The sequence below is a fragment of the Vibrio sinaloensis genome (assembly GCF_000808535.1).
Lineage (GTDB): Bacteria > Pseudomonadota > Gammaproteobacteria > Enterobacterales > Vibrionaceae > Vibrio > Vibrio sinaloensis_D.
The window spans coordinates 168,388-190,708 of record NZ_JWLV01000047.1; the positions used below are offsets into that span (position 1 = coordinate 168,388).

Sequence of the window (22,321 nt, forward strand, 5' to 3'; positions counted from 1 at the left end):
ACATTGCACTCTAACGTTTATCTGCCCCAAGAATTCCTTGATGAAATGGCGGCCATCATTCCAACATCATCAACTTTGGAAGAGTTTGTTGCCGCTTGCCAACGCCCCCTTCGCAAGAGCATTCGCGTCAACACATTGAAAACTACGGTTGCCGACTTTCTCACTCGCGCGAACGAAAAAGGCTGGCAACTGTACCCTGTGCCATGGTGTGACGAAGGGTTCTGGATTGAAGCAGATGAGAGTGTAGTTCCACTGGGCAATACAGCTGAACACATGTCCGGGCTATTTTACATACAAGAAGCGAGCTCAATGATGCCTGTTTCCGCGCTGTTTAAATCAGACACTGATGTGTATGACGCGGTTCTCGACATGGCTGCCGCTCCAGGTTCTAAAACAACGCAAATAGCCGCTAAAATGGCCAATGAAGGCGTATTAGTGGCCAACGAATATTCGTCTAGCCGCGTAAAAGTGCTTCATGCCAACATTGAACGTTGTGGAGTACGAAATGCCGCATTAAGCAACTATGATGGCAGAGTGTTCGGTGGGTGGTTGCCAGAACAATTTGAAGCGGTGTTGATCGATGCCCCTTGCTCCGGTGAAGGCACTGTTCGTAAAGACGCAGATGCGATGAAGAATTGGAGTAAAGCGTCGGTTATTGAAATCTCTAACACTCAGAAAGATCTTATCGAAAGCGCATTTCACGCCCTCAAAGTTGGTGGCCATCTTGTATACTCAACCTGTACCTTGAGCGTTGAAGAAAACCAGCAAGTGTGTCATCACTTAAAGGAGACTTTTGGTGAAGCGGTAGAGTTCGACAGCCTTGAAGATCTATTTCCAAATGCGGACAAATCACTTACGCCTGAAGGCTTTTTACATATATTCCCCCAAACCTATGATTGTGAGGGATTTTTTGTCGCACGGCTGCGCAAAGTAAGCTCGGTCGAAGCACCAAACGTTAAAAAACGCCTCGGCAAATTTCCTTTCGAGAAAGCTTCAGCCAAGGTCCAACAAGATATTGAGAAGCAACTGGCCCAAACGCTTGATGTTCGGTTACCGAGTGACAGTTCAGTCTGGCTACGTGATAACGATGTATGGCTTTTTCCTAACGCGCTTGAAGCCATGCTCGGTGAGTTTAAGTTCTCACGTATGGGAATCAAGATTGCTGAAGCCCACAAGAAAGGCTATCGCTGGCAACATCAGGTTGCGACCGCACTGGCAACAGGAAACGAGCGCCAATGTGTAGTACTTAGTGTTGAAGAGGCTCGTGAATGGTATATGGGACGCGATGTAAGACCAGAAGGTCAATCGGGTAAAGGGGAAGTATTCGTCAAGCTAGGTAACGATGTGATTGGACTAGGGAAATGGGTTGGAAACAGAGTTAAAAATGGCCTACCGCGCGAATTGGTTAGAGACAAAAACTTATTTTAGTGTCTAAACCAATAGTATGAAATTCTAGCTAAGCCTCGCGAACTGACTACGATGCACTACACTAAAAGATAAGAATTGTTATGTATTACACTCATTAGCGCAGGCTCTGTAGGAGCCATTCCCCTAGGCCCAAAGCAGGATAAGCTTTGGGCCATTTTTTGTCGATTGGGTTATTGCTCAATCGACAAACGTTAAGCGAGTCGAATGCCTTCTTTCTCGATAACGATTTTACCTTGTTTGTACAAACCACCGATCGACTTTTTAAATGTCCCTTTGCTAGTACGGAAAGCCGAGAAGATCGCTTCAGGTGAAGATTTATCATTCAGTGGCAAAAATCCGCCTTTCTTCTCGAGCAACTCAATAATCTTCTCGCTCAAGTCGTCCATCTTAGCGACACCAATCTTTTGCAGGGAAAGATCGATCTTGCCATCTTCACGAACTGACTTGATGTAGCCTTTCAACTTTTTACCGATAAACAGCTTTCCAAATACGTCAGACTTAAAAATCATTCCCCAGTGTTGGCCTTCCACAATCGCTTTGTAGCCCAAGTCACTGCGTTCAGCGATAATAAGATCAACCTGTTGATTTCGTTTATAGTTGGCGGGCGTTTTATCGAGCAGTTTGTTGAACTTCGTGGTTCCAACAATACGCCCAGACGCTTTGTCGGTGTAGACATAAACAAGAACGTTTTGACCCGCACTGAAACGCGTACGTTGCTCGCTAAATGGGATCAGCAGATCTTTCTCTTTAATGCCCCAACTCGCGAATGCACCTGTGCTATTGACACCTTCAATGGTCATCAATCCCCACTCACCAACTTGAGCAATAGGTGTTTCAGTTGTTGCGACTAACTGGCTGTCAGAATCAAAGTACAAAAAAGCGTCAACGAAATCGCCAACCTTGAGCCCTTCTGGGACATAGCGATTTGGAAGTAAGGTCGTGCCGTAATCTCCGGCATCAAGAAATACCCCAAAATCTGCCTTTTTTACTACTTCTAAGTGGTTAATCTGACCAACTTTAATCATTTCAACTGTCTCTTGTTAAATTTGCGGTGATTATAGCGAATCTCTGATATGCTTTCGCCAGTTATTGTTACTTTTTTTAGGAGCTTTCCTTGATCACCGTTGATAAGCAGGACGGCATCACTTTAAAAGTCTCTCATGCGATGGCGTCTACCAAGAAATCGACTCTCGATCTCTACTTTTTTGTTCCAGGTGAACTCGGTCTATCCTCAGATGTACTTAAAGAAAGCGAGTTTTACTACGAGTCTTTGATTCAAAAGCGCGCCTATTACAGTGACAAAACCCTTCTTCCACTCGTGCACAGCCGCTTAGCAAAACGAGGCCGACTCTCTTCTACCCAGTATCGCGTTAGTTTGAGTTTGTTCGCCTACCAATATGTTATTGCATTAGACAAAGCGGTAAACCAACTCAATAAAAACAATACCGACAGTGTCACCACAGATGAAGTGGATGAAGTCATTGACCTCGCACTAGACATCCTAAAGAAGCTACGTAGAGGCGCACCATACGAAGAGAACTTAAAACGCTACTACGCGAATATAGACAACTATCTCTCTTGGTACACAGGCCAACGTTTGATGTCGCTGGTGGCACACATGCCTCGTGACGGTGACTACAAAGCCGTCAAAGAGAGTTTGCTCGCCATTGTCGAAAAAGAAGCGGCGCATCGTAAGCTGAACAATTACAACTCGAAAAATGTACGTGACGACGTAACGCGTTTAAGTAATAAGATGCGTTTGCTGCGCCGATTGATCGAGCACCCCGTGGTATTGCAAGAGAAAACCCAATCCCTTGGCAGTAATATGCAGCGAATGGTCAAAGGCGGCGCGACTGGTTTTGTGATGGTGTTCGTAACGATTGCAGCGATTTTAGCCAGAGATTACTGGGGAGAGATCACCGTCTCTTTCATCGTATTAATGTCCTTTGTTTACGCATTACGTGAGATTTTTAAAGACGACTTGAGAGACGTGCTCTGGCGTTGGCTTCGCAAAGGGCGACCAAAGTGGCGCAAGCTCTACTTAGACCCAACCACTAAGAAAGCCGTCGGTCAGAAACTAGAGTGGCTCGACTACAAAAACTTAGAGAAACTGCCCGACCGAATTAAGAACATTCGTAAAAAGCGAGTCGTACAAAGAGAAGAAACCATCCTCCACTATCGCGCGGGGGTTGAAATGTCGACCTCTAAGTTTATGAGTGGTTATGAAGAAACCCGAGAATCACTGCTCATAAGCATGAGACCCCTAATGCGGCTCATGGATAAAGGCTCAAACAAGGTGTATGTGCTGAACAATAATCAAGTCAGCAAGGAGTCAGTGGAAAAACGCCACCTAGTCAATTTGATCGCCAAAGAAGACAATCACGATGGCGAACCGAAGTATTATCGTTGGAAGATTGTCCTCAATCGAAGCAAAATTGTTGCCGTTGAACAGATCGAGGTGGAAGCGGCTATCCACCCTTTTTCTTCAGTGAAAGAGTAAGAAGAAATTCCGCCATGGGTTCATCTCCGTGCAGAGATGGGCATATGGCGGTTATCTTGACCGCCTGGTTTACGCGCTCGCCAGTCTTGAAGGTTTCATCAAGCATGTCGTCAATTAATTTGCCATCATGACACACAAAATGAACGTCAGCTTCCGGTCTTTTGAGAAACTTCCCTTCGACTTCCTTAAACGCCAAAGAAACACGCTCCCCTCGCTCCTGCGCTTTACTCATCGCCATGAAACCGCCCGCCACATCAGCGCCCACCGCGAGCACACCGAAATACATGCTGTTTAGGTGATTTTTTGTTCGTCGTTTCAGGGGAATTTTGATTTCAACGCTTTGATCATCCAACCTTAGGATCTTCGGTCTGCACAACCATATAAACGGTACTTTGAAAAATCCAAACCAATTGAGGTACATATTGGCTTTTGCGATTGAAGTGATCATGAACTGGTCCGATTAGTTAAAATAGTCGCTTTAGTTCATAACGAACAAAGCTCAATGTCAACATTTTGTTAACATTGAGCTTTACAAAAGGTGATGTTGCTACGCTGCTAGTTACAGCGTCACTACACAATCAATCGAGCCTCGCTCCAAAATATACTCTTGTATTTTGGGATATTGCGTAAGGTTAGACGAAGTGAGTAAGACCGGCTTATTGCTCGTTGTTGCAGATTTAACCACAATATCGAGAAGTTGCACCACAGCTTCGCTTTGTGGGTCAAATAGATATTCTAACGCCTCACTGATCCTATCAACGCCTAAGGTAAACTGGGCCAAGTTCTCTAGATTGATCACCACACCGTCGAAATAAGGAAGAAGCCGCTCGCAAAGAAGCGCAGCAGAAGGCACATCCACAGTGTAGAAAACTTTAAGCCCATTTAGCCCGCGAGGTAATCCCTGCTCCGCAAGGAGATCAATAACTTTTGCAGCGTCAGACAGAGCGCGAACAAAGGGAACAACGATATCGACTTGAATGCCCTGTTCTCGCAATTGTTTGATCGCTTGGCACTCTAACGCAAACGTTGAACCAAACTGCTCAGATGCATAACGAGAGACGCCTCGCAAACCTAGCGCAGGGTTTACCTCTTCGATTTCAGCGCTACCTCCAAGTAGTGAACTGAACGCATAACTATCAGCACTGCTCAGGCTCACTCTAATGGACTCATGTTCAGGTTTGATCGCCGCTTTGACACTGGTGACCAAGGTGTCTACAAAGTGTTGCTCCAATGACTGCCCCGCTAAGATTGCCTCTATCGAACTCTTTTCAACTTCGGAGAGGTTCTCTGTATTTTCTTTAAATTCAGGGTGATAAAAGACGTTCCCTAGAATGAGATCTGAAAATGACACATACAAATGGGTTCCATCACCACTGTCATCTGCGCTTGGAAGTGCACTACCCAAAGTTAGTGCGGGATGTAAACCGATAAAAGTCTCTACACTCATTACTGCTCCGTGCAATTTATTGTTGTTTCGTTACTTCGAACATACCCACAAGCGCAGGCTTAAACAAGAGCGAAATACATTTTTAGTTCTTGAAAGTGAATAATTTTTCATTTTTACACAAATTGAATATGAAGATTATCGATAAGTGGTTTATTCCTAGCAGCGTTTCCGTTATCTTTACCGCTTCGCAATAAAAAGAACAGGCTATGGTATGCCACTCAAAACCGATGAATTAAGAACCCAACCACTGGGTCCAATGCCAACTCCGGCAGAACTTGGGAGCGCACACCCTATTACTGATGATGTTGCAGAACGCATTGCCAACTCTCGTCGTCAAATCGAACAAATTCTTACAGGCCAAGATGATCGACTGCTTGTCATTGTTGGCCCTTGCTCTGTTCATGATACAGATGCCGCGCTGGATTACGCTCAGCGCCTTGCTCAAACTCAAGAGCAATATAAAGATGAGTTGTTTATCGTCATGCGTACTTACTTTGAAAAGCCGCGTACTGTCGTTGGCTGGAAAGGCCTTATCACTGACCCAAATCTAGATGGTTCTTATGCTCTGGAAGCGGGGTTGAACAAAGCGCGCAAACTGCTACTCGACATCAATAAGCTTGGGTTAGCGACAGCGACTGAGTTCCTAGATATGATTACCGGCCAGTACATTGCTGATCTCATCACTTGGGGGGCAATTGGTGCCCGTACAACGGAATCTCAAATTCACCGCGAGATGGCCTCTGCACTCTCTTGTCCAGTAGGTTTTAAGAACGGTACCAATGGCAACATTAAGATCGCTATTGATGCGATCCGCGCCTCTCAAGCGTCACATTACTTTTACTCTCCAGACAAAAATGGACGTATGACGGTTTATCGCACAAGTGGTAACCCATTTGGCCATGTAATCCTTCGTGGTGGTGACAAAGGGCCAAACTACGATGTCGAGTCCGTCAACGCGGCTTGTGAGCAACTTGCTGAGTTTGGCTTGCCACAACGTTTGGTTGTTGACTTCAGCCACGCGAACTGTCAAAAGCAGCACCGCAAGCAACTCGATGTTGCAAAAGAGCTGTGTGCTCAAATTAAGTCAGGTAAAAACCAGATTGCAGGTATTATGGCAGAAAGCTTTATTGTTGAAGGTAACCAGTCAATGGCAGACATCAACAATCTCACCTACGGCCAATCCATTACGGACCCGTGCCTAGGCTGGGATGATACTGAACAAATGCTTGCCCTACTTGCTGACGCTGTAAAATCGCGCTAACTGAATCTGAGGAGTAATGAACAATGCCATCTTTTGATATTGTATCTGAAATCGATACTGTAGAACTGCGTAACGCTGTTGATAACGCATCTCGAGAGCTATCAACTCGATTCGATTTTCGTGGTGTCTCAGCCTCTTTTGAGCTTCAAAAAGACGAGTCTGTACGAATGAATGCGGAAGGCGACTTCCAACTTAAACAGATGCGCGACATCCTACGCGGTAATCTGGCAAAACGCGGTGTCGATGCAAATGCAATGGACGCAAAGCCAGAGGAAGCAACGGGTAAAAACTGGCATCAAATCATTGTCTTTAAACAAGGTATTGAAACCGTGATGGCGAAGAAGATCGTCAAACTGATTAAAGATAAGAAGATGAAAGTCCAAGCCTCTATTCAGGGTGAAAAAGTTCGAGTGACCGGTAAAAAACGTGACGACCTTCAAGCGGTTATCGCTGTGATTCGTGAGGCAGAGCTGGGTCAACCTTTCCAGTATGAAAACTTCCGAGACTAGTCTCTGAATGTGACCAATGTGAAAAACCCGCTTTACGCGGGTTTTCTTTTATTTTGCGGTCGCTAAAGCTAAATGTAAATCACGCTGCTTTAATAGATTGTGTTGGTTACTATTTGGAGAAACAAACACCACGATTCGCAAGCTCTCTTCTCTCGCCGCCACCAAACGTTCAGCAAGTTCCGTATGGCTGCGGTATGTTTCGCGCTCCGCATCTCGACGCACTAAGTCAACAAATGTGTACGGACAGTCTTGAGGATAGAGAACCAACTCTGCTTCTTGCATATAGCGTAACGCCTTCATTGGCAGCAACTCGACATCCTCGCCAAAGTCTATCCAAGTAACGCTCCCTGCATCATCAACTTCATCCGCCAGCAAGCGCTGATAAGCACTCTCCAACTCACCGCTTGTGGTTGCTGAATCCACTTGCGGAAGCGCGAAAAAACGCTCCCAAAACTTGCGCCTTAAATCGACACTCGGCATCACCTTTTTGATGTCACTTCGTTTGGAGGCGCCAAAGTCTGCAAGCAAAGACAAGTTCTGCGGCAGCGCAGCTTCGAGCTTTTCTCGGATGTTACGGACCAAAACGGGAGAGGCCCCACCACTTGAAATGGCTAACTGGATACGCCCCCGATTGATCATAGAAGGAGTGATAAAATCGCAGTAAGGTTGATCGTCAACCACATTAACCAAGATTCCCAATGACTTCGCATGGTGATGGACTTGATGGTTTAATTCAGGGTTATCTGTTGTTGCCCAAACTTGAATGTATTTTTCGTTCATCAAATCTTGGGAATAGAAATTTTGTACCCAAATACACTCCCCATCTTCTACGAGTTTTTGCAAGAAGGGGTCGATCTGAGGAGAGACAATCGTAACGATAGCGCCAGAGCGAACCAGACTATCGACTTTTCGGCTTGCCACTTCTCCACCACCCACAACAAGTACCGGCTTACCTTTTAAATCGAGAAACAGAGGAAAATACTGCATTTCATTCCTTGAATAATTCAACTAACTATTTGACTGATACTACCAAAATTGGGGCACACAACGAAACTACAGTTTGATTTTGGATAATTTATCACCAAATTTTCCACTATTTATAGAATTAAATCTTAGGCTACTTTTCAATCACATCACGTTAAATCTAAGTAAACATGACACTTTAGTCAGTAAGGCCTATTGCACTAAATTTGTGAACTCTTGCACTATTTACATTCACGTAACATTTCGTCATTCTAGTGACTGAACGGGTTTGTGATTTCAATCAAAAATCTTTTTAAATTATACATTTGAGAAAACACAAATCCTTTCCTACGCTTATAAACAGTTGATTTTTAAAAAGCACTATGATTGCGAAATCAACTCATAATAGAGATACACAACATATTTCATTCGTTGTATCAGGCAACACCTGATTTAACATGGATCATACAGGAAGGATACAAATGGCAAATAAACTAACACTTCTTGCTTCAGTTGTAGCGGCATCTACTGCTTTCATGGCTACAAGCGCATCGGCAGCTGATAGCACGCTTGATAAAGTAACGAAACAAGGTTTTATTACTTGTGGTGTAAGTACTGGTCTGCCAGGTTTCTCTAACCCGAACTCGAAGGGTGAATGGGAAGGCATTGACGTTGAGTATTGTCAGGCACTCGCCGCAGCAGTACTTGGCGACAAATCAAAAGTGAAATACGTACCACTCACCGCGAAAGAGCGTTTTACGGCGCTTCAATCAGGCGAAATTGATGTTCTATCGCGTAACACAACGTGGACACTTCACCGCGACACCGCGCTTGGCTTGAACTTTGTAGGCGTTAACTACTACGACGGTCAAGGTTTCATGGTCAAAAAAGATCTTGGCCTTAAGAGTGCGAAGGAGCTAGACGGTGCTTCAGTATGTGTTCAATCTGGTACAACGACAGAGCTTAACCTAGCTGACTACTTCCGCAACAGCGGCATGTCTTACAAACCTGTGGTATTTGACACCGCGGCTCAAACATCGAAAGGTTTCGATGCTGGTCGTTGTGACGTGCTAACCACAGACCAATCAGGTCTATACGCGCTTCGTCTAAATCTTCAAGATCCAGCGTCTGCACAGGTACTTCCTGAAATCATTTCTAAAGAGCCGCTTGGCCCAGTAGTTCGTCAAGGCGACGACCAATGGTTCAATATTGCGAAGTGGACGCTAAATGCAATGATTAACGCAGAAGAGTACGGAATTTCGTCGAAAAATGCCGACGAAATGCTGAAGTCTAAAGATCCAAACGTGAAGCGCATCCTTGGTGTAGATGGTCCTAAAGGTAAAGGCCTTGGCATCCGTGACGATTGGGGTTACCAAGTTATCAAGCAAGTCGGTAACTACGGCGAAAGCTTCGAGCGTACGGTTGGTACAGGCTCTCCTCTTCAAATCTCTCGTGGTGTAAACGCACTATGGAATGCGGGTGGCTTTATGTACGCTCCGCCAATCCGTTAAGCAACACATAACAACAAAATGGGCGGTTTAGGCCGCCCTTTTTACAAAATATGGATTTGAGGTTATAGCTGTATGAAACCTACTAATACTGTTGCATCTAAAGCGGATAACGGACCGTCTTCAGGTGCTAGCCTTATTTACAATCCCACCTTTCGTTCAGTCGTGTTCCAGATTATCGCGATACTCGCACTGTTCTTTTTCTTTTATACAATTGTCAACAATGCACTGTCTAACTTAGAAGCTCGAGGCATCGCCACGGGTTTTGGTTTCCTTGATCAAGAAGCTGGCTTTGGGATTGGCCTAACATTGATTGAATATGACGAAACCTATTCTTACGGACGCACATTTCTCATCGGCCTACTTAACACCGCTCTAGTATCATTTCTGGGTATTATCCTAGCGACTATCGTGGGTTTTGTTATGGGTATTGCTCGGCTCTCAAATAACTGGCTCGTTAGCCGACTAGCCGCTGTTTATATCGAGATTTTCCGTAACGTTCCGCTGCTGCTACAAATTTTCTTTTGGTATTTCGCAGTACTACAGGCACTACCATCGGCAAGGCAAAGTTTAAGTCTTGGAGAAGCCATTTTCCTCAACGTTCGCGGTCTATACTTTCCTGCCCCAATTTTTGAAGCGGGATCAGGAGTGGTGATTGCAAGTTTGGTTATTGGAGTTCTGGCATCGATATTTGTCGGCATCTGGGCGAGAAACAAACAACGTATAACGGGTCAACAAACCCCGATGGGGCGCATTGTTTTTGGCCTTGTTGTGGTTTTACCAACGATTGTCTACTTTGTGATGGGCTCACCGATCTCGGCAGAGTATCCTGAACTCAAGGGGTTCAACTTCCGTGGCGGCATTAGCATCATTCCTGAACTCGCCGCGTTATTGCTTGCACTGAGTATTTACACGGCGTCTTTCATTGCGGAAATCGTCCGTTCAGGTATCAACGCGGTTAGCCATGGTCAAACCGAAGCAGCGATGTCTCTTGGTCTACCAAAGTCCAGAACGCTTAAGTTGGTGATTATCCCTCAAGCATTAAGGATTATCATTCCGCCCCTGACAAGCCAATATTTAAACCTAACGAAGAACTCTTCGCTCGCGATGGCGATTGGTTACCCTGACCTAGTCTCGGTTTTCGCAGGGACAACGTTGAACCAAACGGGTCAGGCGATTGAAATCATCGCGATGACAATGGCGGTGTACCTCACGTTGAGTCTGTTGACATCAGCGCTGATGAACATCTACAACCGTAAAGTTGCCTTGGTGGAGAGATAATATGAAAGAGCATCAGTTTTTGCCCGATCTGCCACCACCGTCCAATACAGTGGGTGTCGTCGGTTGGCTACGTAAAAACCTATTTAATGGCCCTGTTAACTCAGTCGTTACCGTCATTCTTGCTTATCTTGCAGCCGTGCTGCTTTGGAATATCGTTGACTGGGCATTCCTAAAAGCAGATTGGGTTGGTACTACCCGCGACGCTTGCTCAAGAGATGGCGCTTGCTGGGTATTTATCAGCGTGAGATGGGAGCAGTTTATGTACGGCTTCTATCCGCCAGAAGAGCTTTGGCGTCCACGCTTGTTTTACATTACGTTAGCGATCTTTACTGTATTGCTTGCGTATGAGAAAACGCCGAAGCGTATGTGGATTTGGCTGTTCTTTGTTAACGTTTATCCTTTCATTATTGCCGCATTGCTTTACGGTGGTGTCTTTGGCCTTGAAGTTGTCGAAACTCACAAATGGGGTGGCTTGCTAGTTACTCTGATCATTGCGTTGGTGGGTATCGTTGTGTCATTGCCAATCGGTGTCGCTTTAGCCTTGGGTCGTCGGTCCGAAATGCCAATTATCCGAAGCATCTGTACCGTCTACATTGAGGTATGGCGTGGCGTTCCACTCATTACCGTTCTGTTTATGGCATCGGTAATGCTGCCTCTTTTCCTTTCAGAAGGCTCAGAGACAGACAAACTCATTCGCGCCCTGATTGGTGTAGTCATGTTCAGTGCTGCCTACATGGCGGAAGTGGTCCGCGGTGGCTTACAAGCCATTCCAAAAGGACAGTATGAAGCTGCCGATGCGCTTGGGTTAAGCTATTGGAAGAAGATGGGGCTCATCATTTTGCCGCAGGCGTTGAAAATCACCATCCCTTCTATAGTGAACACCTTTATCGGCTTGTTTAAAGATACCAGTCTGGTACTCATCATCGGTATGTTTGATGTTCTCGGTATTGGACAGGCTGCGAACACTGACCCTGAGTGGTTAGGCTTTGCAACAGAAAGTTATGTATTTGTCGCGTTAGTGTTCTGGGTATTTTGTTTCGGCATGTCGAGATACTCGATATGGTTAGAAAACAAACTTCATACCGGTCACAAACGATAATCAAAAAGCTCAAGGACGTATTATGACGCAGCAACAAGATTACATGATCCAAATTAAGGATATGAACAAATGGTACGGTGAGTTTCACGTACTAAAGAACATCAACCTGGATGTAAAAAAGGGTGAGAAAATCGTAATTTGTGGCCCATCGGGTTCTGGTAAGTCAACCATGATCCGTTGTATTAACCGCCTCGAAGAACACCAGAAGGGTCAGATCATTGTCTCTGGCAATGAGCTAACGGAAGATCTAAAAAACATCGAAGCCGTTCGTCGAGAAGTCGGAATGTGTTTCCAACACTTTAACCTCTTCCCTCACCTCACCGTGCTAGAAAACTGCACATTGGCGCCAATTTGGGTGAAGAAGATGCCCAAAGAGGAAGCAGAAAAAGTGGCGATGAAGTACTTGGAGCGAGTGAAGATCCCGGACCAAGCGGATAAGTTCCCTGGTCAATTATCAGGCGGTCAGCAGCAACGTGTGGCTATTGCACGCTCTCTTTGTATGAGTCCTCAAGTGATGCTGTTTGATGAACCAACGTCAGCCCTTGACCCAGAAATGGTTCGTGAAGTGCTGGATGTAATGGTAGAACTTGCAGAAGAAGGGATGACCATGCTTTGTGTAACCCATGAAATGGGATTTGCCAAAGAGGTTGCGGACCGAGTCATCTTTATGGATGCTGGTGAAATCATTGAAGAAAACAACCCAGTTGAATTCTTTGAAAATCCTCAATCTGAGAGAACTCAAAACTTCTTGTCGCAGATTTTGAGCCATTAATCACATCGCGATAATATCCAAAGAGGCGGCTAAGGTCGCCTCTTTCATTTGTGTTATATTGTGTTACATCTTCAAAAATACTTAACACTCTAATTCTATTATTATTTTAGATACTACTTATTCAATGAGGGCTTGATCTTTTCATCGTGCAGCCCCATAAATGTAAGTGATAAACAGAAAAACCTAATGAGGAAGACCATGAACAGCCCTATGTTTTCTCGCACATCTACACAAGAGAGTGCACTGCAAACAAACAAAGTACTGCGTAACACATACGCGCTACTTTCTATGACTTTACTTTGGTCAGCTATCGTTGCTGGTGTCGCTATGGTGATGAACCTTCCTCACCCTGGCCTTATCATCACTCTAGTTGGCTTCTACGGACTCCTTTTCCTAACTGAGAAAAACCGCAACAACGGAATGGGTCTAGTATTTACCTTCGCACTGACTGGCTTTATGGGTTACACACTTGGCCCTATCCTAAACGCTTATGTTGGCGCGGGAATGGGTGATTTGATCGTAACAGCGCTTGGTGGTACTGCACTGTCATTCCTTGCTGCGTCAGCTTATGCACTTACAACTAAGCGTGACCTGTCAATGATGGGTGGCTTAATGCTGTCACTATTTGTTGTACTTGTTGTAGGTATGATTGCAAGCATCTTCATCCAATCAACAATCCTGCACCTAGCACTAAGCAGCTTGTTTATTGTGTTTTCGACCATGGCTATCTTGATGACTACTCAAGGTATTATTCGTGGCGGTGAAACCAACTACATCTCAGCGACCGTGACGCTATACGTATCAATCTACAACATCTTCATCAGCCTACTTCAAATTCTAGGCATTATGAACGACGACTAATTGAACATATCTCGTTAAACAAAGCCCGAAAGAAACTCTCTTTCGGGCTTTTTGTTTATTTGTCTATTGTGAAACAGCCTACGGGTAAGTACCCTACTCTCCATACGTTGATTTTAGGGTTATTAGAGATGTTCGAATACAACGGCAAGCAAATTGAAACCGATGCTCAAGGTTACTTACTAGACTACACTCAATGGGAAGAAGGCATGATAGAGCTTCTCGCCCAACAAGAAGGTATCGAGGTAACTGACGCGCACCTTGAAGTGATTCACTTTGTTCGTGATTTCTATGTAGAGTTTAATACCTCACCAGCCGTACGCATGTTGGTGAAAGCGATGGAAAAAGCCCACGGTCCAGAAAAAGGCAACAGCAAGTATTTGTTTAAGCTTTTTAAGCAAGGTCCTGCCAAGCAAGCGACTAAACTGGCGGGACTGCCTAAGCCAGCAAAATGCCTATAGAATCTTAAAACCGTTAAACGGTTTGTATGCGATTGGCTCTGAAACGACCTTATCAACTCTTGACGTTTTAGGGCCATGTTGAAGCCACTCTGCCATTCGCGCGATATTCCCTTCTTCCCCACACACTACGACTTCGACATCCCCATTGTTAAGATTCATCGCATAGCCGCTAAGACTGAGCTTCACTCCTTGGTGTGACGTGTGATAACGGAATCCAACCCCTTGAACTAGACCTGACACTGTGAACTTCTCGCATTTTTGGACCATATTTAATACCTCAATACATCGTACAGTGATATATTTGTAAATGTGTTTTTTATAACCCTCTATGGAACAGACAGGGTTTTCACGGAATTATTATTATGAAAGAAATACCTTTTCGCTGGATTGACAAATATCTCATTCATCTAAAAATTCAAGAGAAGTTCTATCTACTCTTCGCTCTCCCAGTCATCGCACTCTTAGTCCTCACCTTTGTACTGGATAATGCTGCAGACAACATGTTGAGTCACCTTTACAAAGATGAGTTGGTGCTTATGCGCGATCTCATTGAATCAGGGAACCTTAATCGCTCCCAAGTAGCAAGTTTAATAGCGGGTTCAGAAACCATCGCAATAGGCTCTGGTCTTGGTTCAGTATCCGTCAACAATGGTGAATTCAGTTTAGTAGCGATTCATAACCAAAACCTATGGACTGCGCTTTCTACTACTCATATTACCATTATTGCGGTCACACTCTTCCTTATCGCAATGGGTGTTTATTACATCATGACCTTTATCGGCGGTGCGATGTTCACAATGAACAAGGCACTCACGACCTTATCTAGTGGTGACCTCACCAGTCGTATGAACTTTTTCAAAGTGCGAGATGAGTTTAGTGAAATTGCCATCACAATCGATAAGGTCGCAGAACGCGAGCAAAACATGGTTCTCTCCATTCAAGAATCCATCGCGCTCATGCAACAAATTAGTTCTGACCTCAACCTCTCAAATCGTCAAAGCGCGGATATTTCAGGCTCTCAACAAGAACACCTGAACTCACTTGCGAGTGCCACGGAGCAAATGGCATCTACCATTCGCGAAGTCGCAAATCTTGCACACGACTCAAGTGCGCAGACAGAAGATGCGCGTTCTGTTGCCCATCAAGGACAGCAAAAAGTTGAGCATACATTATCTTCTATTTCGCAGCTATCGAGTGAAATTCAATCCGCTTCCGAAGCGGTGGCGGAACTTGACGCGAACGCCGCTCAAATTGATGAAGTGGTCACGACGATTAACGGTATCTCAGAACAAACCAATCTACTTGCTTTGAACGCCGCCATTGAAGCCGCGCGTGCGGGCGAGCAAGGTCGCGGCTTTGCAGTTGTTGCCGATGAAGTTCGAGCGTTGGCAGGTCGAACTCAACAGGCAACGGTTGAGATCCAATCCATGATTGAAGCGCTACAACGCAATAGTCAATCACTCACCAAATTAATGGAAACAACCGTTATTAATGCTAGCGAAGGCCAAAGCCGAATGTCTGAAGTCGACTCTGAAATCGCCTCATTAGCCGACAAAAACCAATCCATCTCAGACAGCAGCATTCAAATAGCGACTGCTGCAGAAGAGCAAGGCGTCGTTGCTGATAACATTGCGGCGAGTGTGGAAGAGATTCGGGTTCAATCAAATCAAGTGTGCGAAATGATTAACACAACCAACAACAACATTGAACAACTACGCAGACAAAGTGACACCATGGAGTCACTACTTACAGGGTTAAAAGCCTAGACGAAGAGCCGCCAAAATGGCGGCTCTTTTATTTGATTTTCCAAAGCACTTCCCAGACAATACCCCTCCTTTCAAATTAAACCTATTGAGCAAACTCATGACTCCATCTATCTATCTCGTAAAAGGCCGTGATAAATCCCTTCGCCGTAAACATCCTTGGGTGTTTTCGCGTGGTATAAGCAAAGTTGAAGGTGAGCCTGAGCTTGGCGAAACAGTGGATGTGTTTGCTCACGACGGCAAATGGCTGGCAAAAGCGGCATACTCGCCTAACTCTCAAATCCGCGCTCGGGTTTGGTCATTTGAAAAAGAGACCATCGACAAATCGTTCTTCGTCAAGCGTATTAAAGATGCTCATTTACTCAGAGCCGATATTATCGACCGCGACGGTCTAACAGGCTATCGCTTAATCGCAGCTGAGTCTGACGGTTTGCCGGGCATTACTATCGATAAATACCAAGATTATTTGGTCTGCCAACTGCTAAGTGCTGGCGCTGAATACAATAAGCAGACACTAGTTGAAGCTCTACTCGACGTATTTCCTGAATGTAGCGTATATGAACGTTCGGATGTTGCGGTGCGTAAAAAAGAAGGCTTAGAGGAAGTAACTGGCGTATTACACGGTCAAGAGCCTCCAAAATCTGTAGTGATTGAAGAAAATGGCGTCAAAATCAGTGTCGATATTGTCGGCGGGCACAAAACAGGTTTCTACCTTGATCAACGCGACAGTCGCCAACAAGCGATGAAGTACGTCAAAGATAAAGAAGTGTTGAACTGTTTCTCATACACTGGTGGTTTTGGTCTATATGCACTCAAAGGTGGAGCTAAGCGTGTCATTAACGCTGATGTTTCTCAACCTGCTCTTGATACTGCAAAGTATAACGCGGAGCTCAACGAGTTTGATATTTCAAAGAAACGCGCAGTGTTCTTAAACGCGGATGTATTCAAGCTACTTCGCGAATACCGTGATCAAGGGACTAAGTTTGATGTTGTGATTATGGACCCGCCAAAATTTGTCTCTAGTAAGAACAATTTAACGTCTGGGGCAAACGGTTATAAAGACATCAACATGCTTGCAATGCAAATCCTAAAGCCCGGCGGAACGTTGCTGACCTACTCTTGCTCTGGGTTAATGAGCTCAGATCTGTTTCAAAAGATTATCGCAGATGCCGCCGTGGATTCAGGGCGTCAGGTAAAATTCGTAGAACGCTTCGAACAAGCGGCTGACCACCCAACAGACAGTGCTTATCCAGAAGGTTTCTACCTAAAAGGTTTTGCTTGTAAGGTGTTATAGTCATTTCTCCCTGACTATGTAAAACTCCATTTAGGATGGGACAAACAAATCAATAAAGCCTCGCTATTATAGCGAGGCTTTTTATTGCGGATATTTACTGGGCCAACAACAGCCCAGTTGTCACATACCTAGTCTTTTAAGTGACTGAGGTTATCCATAAGGCTGTTAGTAACGTCAGCAGCTGATGCACCATCAAAATCGATAATTAAGGTTTGTCCACCTTTTACAATGGTCAAATGAGATGCGCTCTGATCGTCTGTAACCGTGATGGAAACATCGCCAACTTGGCCGTGGAAATCCCCACTTCCTAAATCTGTTAGCAACTGACTGATATCATCATTAGATAAATCTTCAAACAAATCGCCAACATCAATCGAATCGCCTTCGCTAACATTAAAGTCCGTCACGCGATCTGTTGATGATTCCATCTCAGTCCACATGAAGATATCAGCATCATCTCCACCAGTTAGGATGTCATTACCTAAACCACCGACTAAGGTATCCTTACCTTCGCCGCCATCTAAGGTATCACTACCACCATGACCGAATAAGATATCATCACCTTTTCCGCCATCAAGAACATCTGACTTGTCCCCAGTATGGCTTTGATCAAACTCTTGGATGTTATCTTTTACATAGTTGTGAATGTCTTCAGCATCAATTGTTGAGATGTCTTGACCTGTTTGGCTAGCAACATGTGATTGAATTGCACTCAACCCTTGTTCATTAGTACCAAATTCAATCAAGTCACCTAACAAGATATCATCGCCTTCACCTCCACTTAGTGTATCTTCACCTTGTTTAAGTGGGACATCTTGACCAAGGATTGTCTCGGCAAGTTTAGTTACGTCAATATGCGAGTCAACCACGCCATCTGTATCATACTGTTGAAGTATGCTTTCACTAACACCACTGCCAATACCAATTGCCTCTACCGTCGACAACGCTGCCAGCACTTGATACATATGCTGAGCTTGCACTGAATTAGAACCTTCATCGTCATAGTATAAATTACCGGATGATGAATCGATATCACCTATTTTCTGCCCCGTAAATGGAGAATAAATACGACCGTAACTATCAATTAGAACGTTACCTTTGTAGTTCACAGTCTGACCGTAGGTGTAGTTGAAGTCATTAACGATGTCCGCTAGCGTCACCAACTCACCGTTTGAATCTACATCCAAAATCACTTTTGAAAATTGATTTTGAGGTATGTCGTCTAGATCTGTATGCCTATTCGGTTGTCCATCTGTAATAAAGTAAGTAATGTTCTGACCGTTTGGATTCGGTTGCCCACCAAACCAATCTACTGCTGACTGTAAGCCTGATTCATAGTTTGTCGCACCCTTACCCTCATTTTCAATTGTATTAAGCTGCGTGACAAAGTCTTGTCTTGCCGTTGAAGAGCTCAAATCAACAGAAACAATAAAGGTAGCGCCTGTGGCAAACTCAGTTAATAGAACATTAACGGTACCTGGCTGAGAACCTTGTGTCGCTGCAGCCTGTAGCTCATCAAATACATCTAGTATCTCTTGTTTTGCTGTACCAACCCAGCTCCCCATACTACCTGATGTATCAAGCACAAACGCAATGTTGTAATCATCACCAGCAATTATCTCAATACCCTGAACATCGCCAACAATCAGGTCATGATCCGCAGTGCCTGCAATCGTATCATCGCCATGAGAGCCAGATTCCATTACGTAATCACGAGCTGTTACATCAACAGTTTCAGTGGTAGATGCACTATCACTATTTGATGACTCTACCGACGTTGCGGTCACGCTTAGTGGGAAGTCGAGGCTGCCTTCGTAGTCAAATGGTACCTTAATATCAAATGAAGCATTACCATTCGCGTCGATCGGTACAATGAACGTGCCGTCTGCCTCAGCGTCAATAGCTTTTCCATTAACATAGACTTCAATGCCTTCAGGAAGGCCATCTACCGTAACTGTCTGAACCAAGCTTTCGCTTCCATCTGTATCAACGAGATCGACGTCAATATCAACTGGAATCATTCTGTCTTGAAGTACTTCGTATGTACCATCAGGCTTAAGCTCAATAACCTTATCAGCAAACACAACACGTTCAATTTCATACAGATGGTCACCACGGTCTTCTTGACCTGTATGGTCATTCACTGAATCGACAGAATTAGTATCTAATACAATCCAGTATGGAACACCACCTCCATGGTTGTCTTTGAAGGTAAACTTGTAGTCTTCAAAGTTTCCAGATAGATAAACGGTGTCTGTACCATCATGGGCAGTGTTACTTGTCGCATCATCGCCATAGAATGAATCGTTTTGCGCACCACCAACAAAAGTGTCGTCACCGCCACCACCGTACATGGTGTCGACGTTGTTTCCGCCCACAAAGAGCGTATCGGTGTCACTATAGTCATTGTTATTACCTAAGTGAGACGGTAGCGAATTGTCTAGTCCCATCTCAACGGCAAGGTCATTGTTTTCGGCTTGGGTCTTACCTACAGCAGCAATAACATCAGCGTGATGAACTGAAGTCGCATCTGATTTAACCATTTCGCCAAGCGTAATCTTGACAGTTGGAGCATCAGCGACCGCGATAACGTCGATGTCTAAGCTCTCTGTGGCACCTGTATTGGTTGTGTAGGTAATCGTTGGAACATCACCAGACCAATGTGTTGCTGGCTCGAAGCTATAGCTACCATCTTGATTCATTACCAAAATGCCTGCATCGATAGAAACCGTTTGGCCGACCGCATAATCGGTTCCATCAACAGTAATAAAGTCAACCTGAAGAACATTATCTCCATCAGTGTCATTATCTAATACGTTACCTTGTAACGTATTGTCTTCATTGATAGTTCCAGTATCAGCAACCGTATTCGTTACTAAGTTCTCATGGACAACTACATTGATCGTTGCGTGTGACTGAGCTGAGTCTCCATTCGAATCCTCAGTGCTTGTCGCAGTAACGAATATAGTAAAGTCGTCATGGCTTCCTTGAGGAGGAGTGACAGTAAGTGAGTCAAGTGACCACCCCGTAACATCTACTGACTCATTTGCGCTACTGATTGTGACTGACGTATTGCCATCAGAAATAATCGCGCCAACAGGAAGACCTGCCAACGTCACAGCCAATGATTCTGAACCGTCGGTATCACTCAAACTCGCACGGATTTCAGATAATGGAATTTCAGTATCTTGAAGCCCTTCATTAACTTCATACGTTTCATAAAACTCGACGCCGTCCACTTCCTTAAGTTCCGAAGTACGAACGTCTGCGTTATCTAGCGCGCTCTCATCACTAACGATATAAAGGTTGCTATTGCTCAAGTCGACAGGTGTATTGCCATCTATGGAAACATTTACGTTGTAATTCCCGGGGCCACTCTGATTATGGTGATAAATTTCTATTGGGTAGAAGCCAGATACTGACGGAACAAAGGCTCCACCTTTAATGTCACCACTGTCATTTCCCCATCGAGCTTCATCGACTAAAACTCCCCCAATTGTGATCGCCATGCTATCGTCAGCTGTACCGACAAAATCATAGCTAGTCCCAGCTTCAAGGTATACCAACGCTGTAACTAACACAGCCTCATCTTGTAGTGTTGCGTTTGTACCCGTGTCTTCAGCATTTGCAGTCGTTGATAGCACGCCGTTTGCTGGGTCAAGTGCATCAATAGCATTAATGAGCACAAGACCAGCTACACCAAGCCCGTTGTGACCACCAATATTAACGTTATTCCACGTTGTAACGTTAAATTCTTGTTGAGGCAACGAAAGTCCAGGCGTAACCGTAGCAAGGTTTGGTTTGTCTGCTACCGGTGTAACGTCAATAGTGAGTGTCGACTCCTGACCATCGTCTTGCCCATCGGTTGGCTTAAACCCAATTTGCGCATAGTCAGATGCTTGATCACCTACATTCGAACCACCGAAGCTATCATCTCCAGATTCATTGTAATCAGGAGTGAAACGAACTTCATTTGAGTCGAATTGATCTTTACTTAGCTCTTGCCCCTGCTGGACCGTTTGCCAAACGCCTTGGGCATCTTGATACTCCAACACACCGTCAACTGGTAAGGACGTAATAACCACAGACAAAGATGCATCTGGCGAGTCGACGTCTGAAATCCCAAACGATGACCATGCAAGCATCAAGGCCATGCCATGAGCATCCTCCGCAATAGTCACCGCAGAAGGTGAAGCTTCCGGTGCATCGTTAACATTAGTCAACGAAACCTCTACCACAGCGGTGTCTTCACCGCCAGTTCCATCGATGACCTTGACGTTTAACGTATAATCCCCTAAATGAGCATCATCGATTGTTTGATTTAGAGTGATATCACCACTTACAGGGTCGATATCAAATAATCCATTGCTCAACGAGCCATCAGCAAAACTATAGTGCAGGTCATCATTATCTTGATCTTCGGCCACGACAGTGCCAACAACTGTTCCACTTGTAGAGTTCTCACTTACAGAACCGAAATCATAACTATCAGCATTTGGCGCATCGCCGGCAGCGTCACCATCTGAAATGAATTCAGGAGCGTGTTGAGCGTCTTCCACGCTCACGCTGGCTTGAGAAGCGTTGCTATCAATCGTTGAGCCTGCACCGCTGGTGCTCACGAGGGTGATGTCTAAGTCTTCCGCACCTTCATAGATGCCGTCATCAAGCGTCTTGATGTCTAATGGCGCCGACGTTTGACCCGCTGGGATCGTCACGGTGTACGTCGTTGGCGCCGTGTAGTCGTTGCCATCCACATCGCCACCAATGGTGAACGTCACCACCACGTCTTCTTCCGCCGCTTGATCGATGCTCACCGTGAAGCTCGCATCGCCTCCTTCGGTCACGCTGTCCACGTCGGCACTTATACCAACTATTGGCGCATTCTGAGCGTCGATAATATTAGCTACAGCTGTAGCCTGACCATTCGTCGTCACATTGTTTGATTCTGTCACCACAAGACCAAACGTCTCGTCGCCTTCGTAGACATCATCACCCGTAGTTGGGATGGTCACGGTAATATCGGTGATGCCCGCTGGGATAGTCACGTTGCCGCTGCCATCGACTGTCAGTGTTTGCGTCTGGTTATTGCTGTCGACGTAGGTCACGACCATCTCACCGATGTCACCCGCTTCCGCCGTGTAACCGTCCGTCGTTGGCGCAAGGTTCACCACCACTGG

General features: G+C 45.1%; 18 protein-coding genes. 12 read left to right on the forward strand and 6 right to left on the reverse strand.

The annotated features are described in order from the left end of the window. Positions 1-3 precede the first annotated feature (3 nt). On the forward strand, positions 4-1,428 hold the full coding sequence (gene rsmF, locus RJ47_RS18715) for a 16S rRNA (cytosine(1407)-C(5))-methyltransferase RsmF (protein WP_072036378.1): 1,425 nt from the start codon (positions 4-6) through the stop codon (positions 1,426-1,428). A 191-nt stretch (positions 1,429-1,619) separates the two neighbouring features. Here the strand turns inward: rsmF and RJ47_RS18720 are convergent, their stop codons facing one another. Next, entirely contained in the window at positions 1,620-2,453 is an 834-nt protein-coding gene (locus RJ47_RS18720) for a S1 RNA-binding domain-containing protein (protein ID WP_039486164.1), read from the reverse strand. Between the two features lie 89 nt (positions 2,454-2,542). Here RJ47_RS18720 and RJ47_RS18725 point away from each other — a divergent pair, with 89 nt between their 5' ends. Further along, positions 2,543-3,928, forward strand: coding sequence for a hypothetical protein (locus tag RJ47_RS18725; protein ID WP_039486166.1), 1,386 nt, complete (start codon positions 2,543-2,545; stop codon positions 3,926-3,928). Here the strand turns inward: RJ47_RS18725 and RJ47_RS18730 are convergent. Together RJ47_RS18730 and RJ47_RS18735 are read right to left on the reverse strand one after the other, a co-directional pair. After that, positions 3,897-4,376, reverse strand: coding sequence for a PaaI family thioesterase (locus RJ47_RS18730; RefSeq protein WP_038186821.1), 480 nt, complete (start codon positions 4,374-4,376; stop codon positions 3,897-3,899). The two genes, RJ47_RS18725 and RJ47_RS18730, sit on opposite strands and share 32 nt — an antisense overlap. Positions 4,377-4,487: 111 nt before the next feature. Beyond that, entirely contained in the window at positions 4,488-5,375 is an 888-nt protein-coding gene (locus RJ47_RS18735) for a putative PEP-binding protein (protein WP_039486168.1), read from the reverse strand. 211 nt (positions 5,376-5,586) lie between these two features. Between RJ47_RS18735 and RJ47_RS18740 the strand changes: the two genes are divergently transcribed. Continuing rightward, positions 5,587-6,636: a 3-deoxy-7-phosphoheptulonate synthase gene (locus tag RJ47_RS18740; RefSeq protein ID WP_038186815.1), complete on the forward strand. Its 1,050-nt coding sequence runs from the start codon at positions 5,587-5,589 to the stop codon at positions 6,634-6,636. A gap of 23 nt (positions 6,637-6,659) precedes the next feature. Beyond that, complete coding sequence (locus tag RJ47_RS18745) at positions 6,660-7,145, forward strand: YajQ family cyclic di-GMP-binding protein (RefSeq protein ID WP_005475578.1); 486 nt, start codon at positions 6,660-6,662, stop codon at positions 7,143-7,145. Positions 7,146-7,193: 48 nt separating this feature from the next. On the opposite strand, the gene RJ47_RS18750 is transcribed toward RJ47_RS18745, so the two are convergent. Continuing rightward, a complete protein-coding gene (locus tag RJ47_RS18750; RefSeq protein WP_039486170.1) occupies positions 7,194-8,132 on the reverse strand; it encodes a siroheme synthase in 939 nt (312 codons plus the stop codon). A gap of 458 nt (positions 8,133-8,590) precedes the next feature. Here RJ47_RS18750 and RJ47_RS18755 point away from each other — a divergent pair, with 458 nt between their 5' ends. The 6 genes from RJ47_RS18755 (at position 8,591) to RJ47_RS18780 (ending at position 14,087) form a co-directional block, all read left to right on the forward strand. Further along, positions 8,591-9,619 carry an amino acid ABC transporter substrate-binding protein gene (locus RJ47_RS18755; RefSeq protein WP_005475574.1) on the forward strand — a complete coding sequence of 343 codons (1,029 nt, stop codon included), beginning with the start codon at positions 8,591-8,593 and terminating at the stop codon, positions 9,617-9,619. 72 nt (positions 9,620-9,691) lie between these two features. Beyond that, complete coding sequence (locus RJ47_RS18760; protein ID WP_038186809.1) at positions 9,692-10,897, forward strand: amino acid ABC transporter permease; 1,206 nt, start codon at positions 9,692-9,694, stop codon at positions 10,895-10,897. Position 10,898: 1 nt separating this feature from the next. Next, positions 10,899-11,996, forward strand: coding sequence for an amino acid ABC transporter permease (locus RJ47_RS18765; protein ID WP_039486171.1), 1,098 nt, complete (start codon positions 10,899-10,901; stop codon positions 11,994-11,996). 22 nt (positions 11,997-12,018) lie between these two features. Then, positions 12,019-12,768, forward strand: coding sequence for an amino acid ABC transporter ATP-binding protein (locus tag RJ47_RS18770; RefSeq protein WP_005475576.1), 750 nt, complete (start codon positions 12,019-12,021; stop codon positions 12,766-12,768). A 198-nt stretch (positions 12,769-12,966) separates the two neighbouring features. Further along, positions 12,967-13,629, forward strand: coding sequence for a Bax inhibitor-1/YccA family protein (locus tag RJ47_RS18775; RefSeq protein ID WP_038141430.1), 663 nt, complete (start codon positions 12,967-12,969; stop codon positions 13,627-13,629). A gap of 128 nt (positions 13,630-13,757) precedes the next feature. Beyond that, on the forward strand, positions 13,758-14,087 hold the full coding sequence (locus tag RJ47_RS18780; RefSeq protein ID WP_039479323.1) for a TusE/DsrC/DsvC family sulfur relay protein: 330 nt from the start codon (positions 13,758-13,760) through the stop codon (positions 14,085-14,087). On the opposite strand, the gene yccX is transcribed toward RJ47_RS18780, so the two are convergent. Next, on the reverse strand, positions 14,082-14,354 hold the full coding sequence (yccX, locus tag RJ47_RS18785; RefSeq protein WP_038186800.1) for an acylphosphatase: 273 nt from the start codon (positions 14,352-14,354) through the stop codon (positions 14,082-14,084). The two genes, RJ47_RS18780 and yccX, sit on opposite strands and share 6 nt — an antisense overlap. Before the next feature lie 95 nt (positions 14,355-14,449). Here yccX and RJ47_RS18790 point away from each other — a divergent pair, with 95 nt between their 5' ends. Then, positions 14,450-15,853 (forward strand): methyl-accepting chemotaxis protein, encoded by a 1,404-nt coding sequence (locus RJ47_RS18790; RefSeq protein ID WP_039486173.1) that lies wholly within the window; start codon positions 14,450-14,452, stop codon positions 15,851-15,853. A 97-nt stretch (positions 15,854-15,950) separates the two neighbouring features. Then, a complete protein-coding gene (locus RJ47_RS18795) occupies positions 15,951-17,144 on the forward strand; it encodes a class I SAM-dependent methyltransferase (RefSeq protein WP_039486182.1) in 1,194 nt (397 codons plus the stop codon). 128 nt (positions 17,145-17,272) lie between these two features. Here RJ47_RS18795 and RJ47_RS18800 read toward each other — a convergent pair. After that, positions 17,273-22,321, reverse strand: a 5,049-nt coding sequence (locus RJ47_RS18800) for a cadherin domain-containing protein (protein ID WP_156143351.1), incomplete at its 5' end; no start/stop codon positions are given.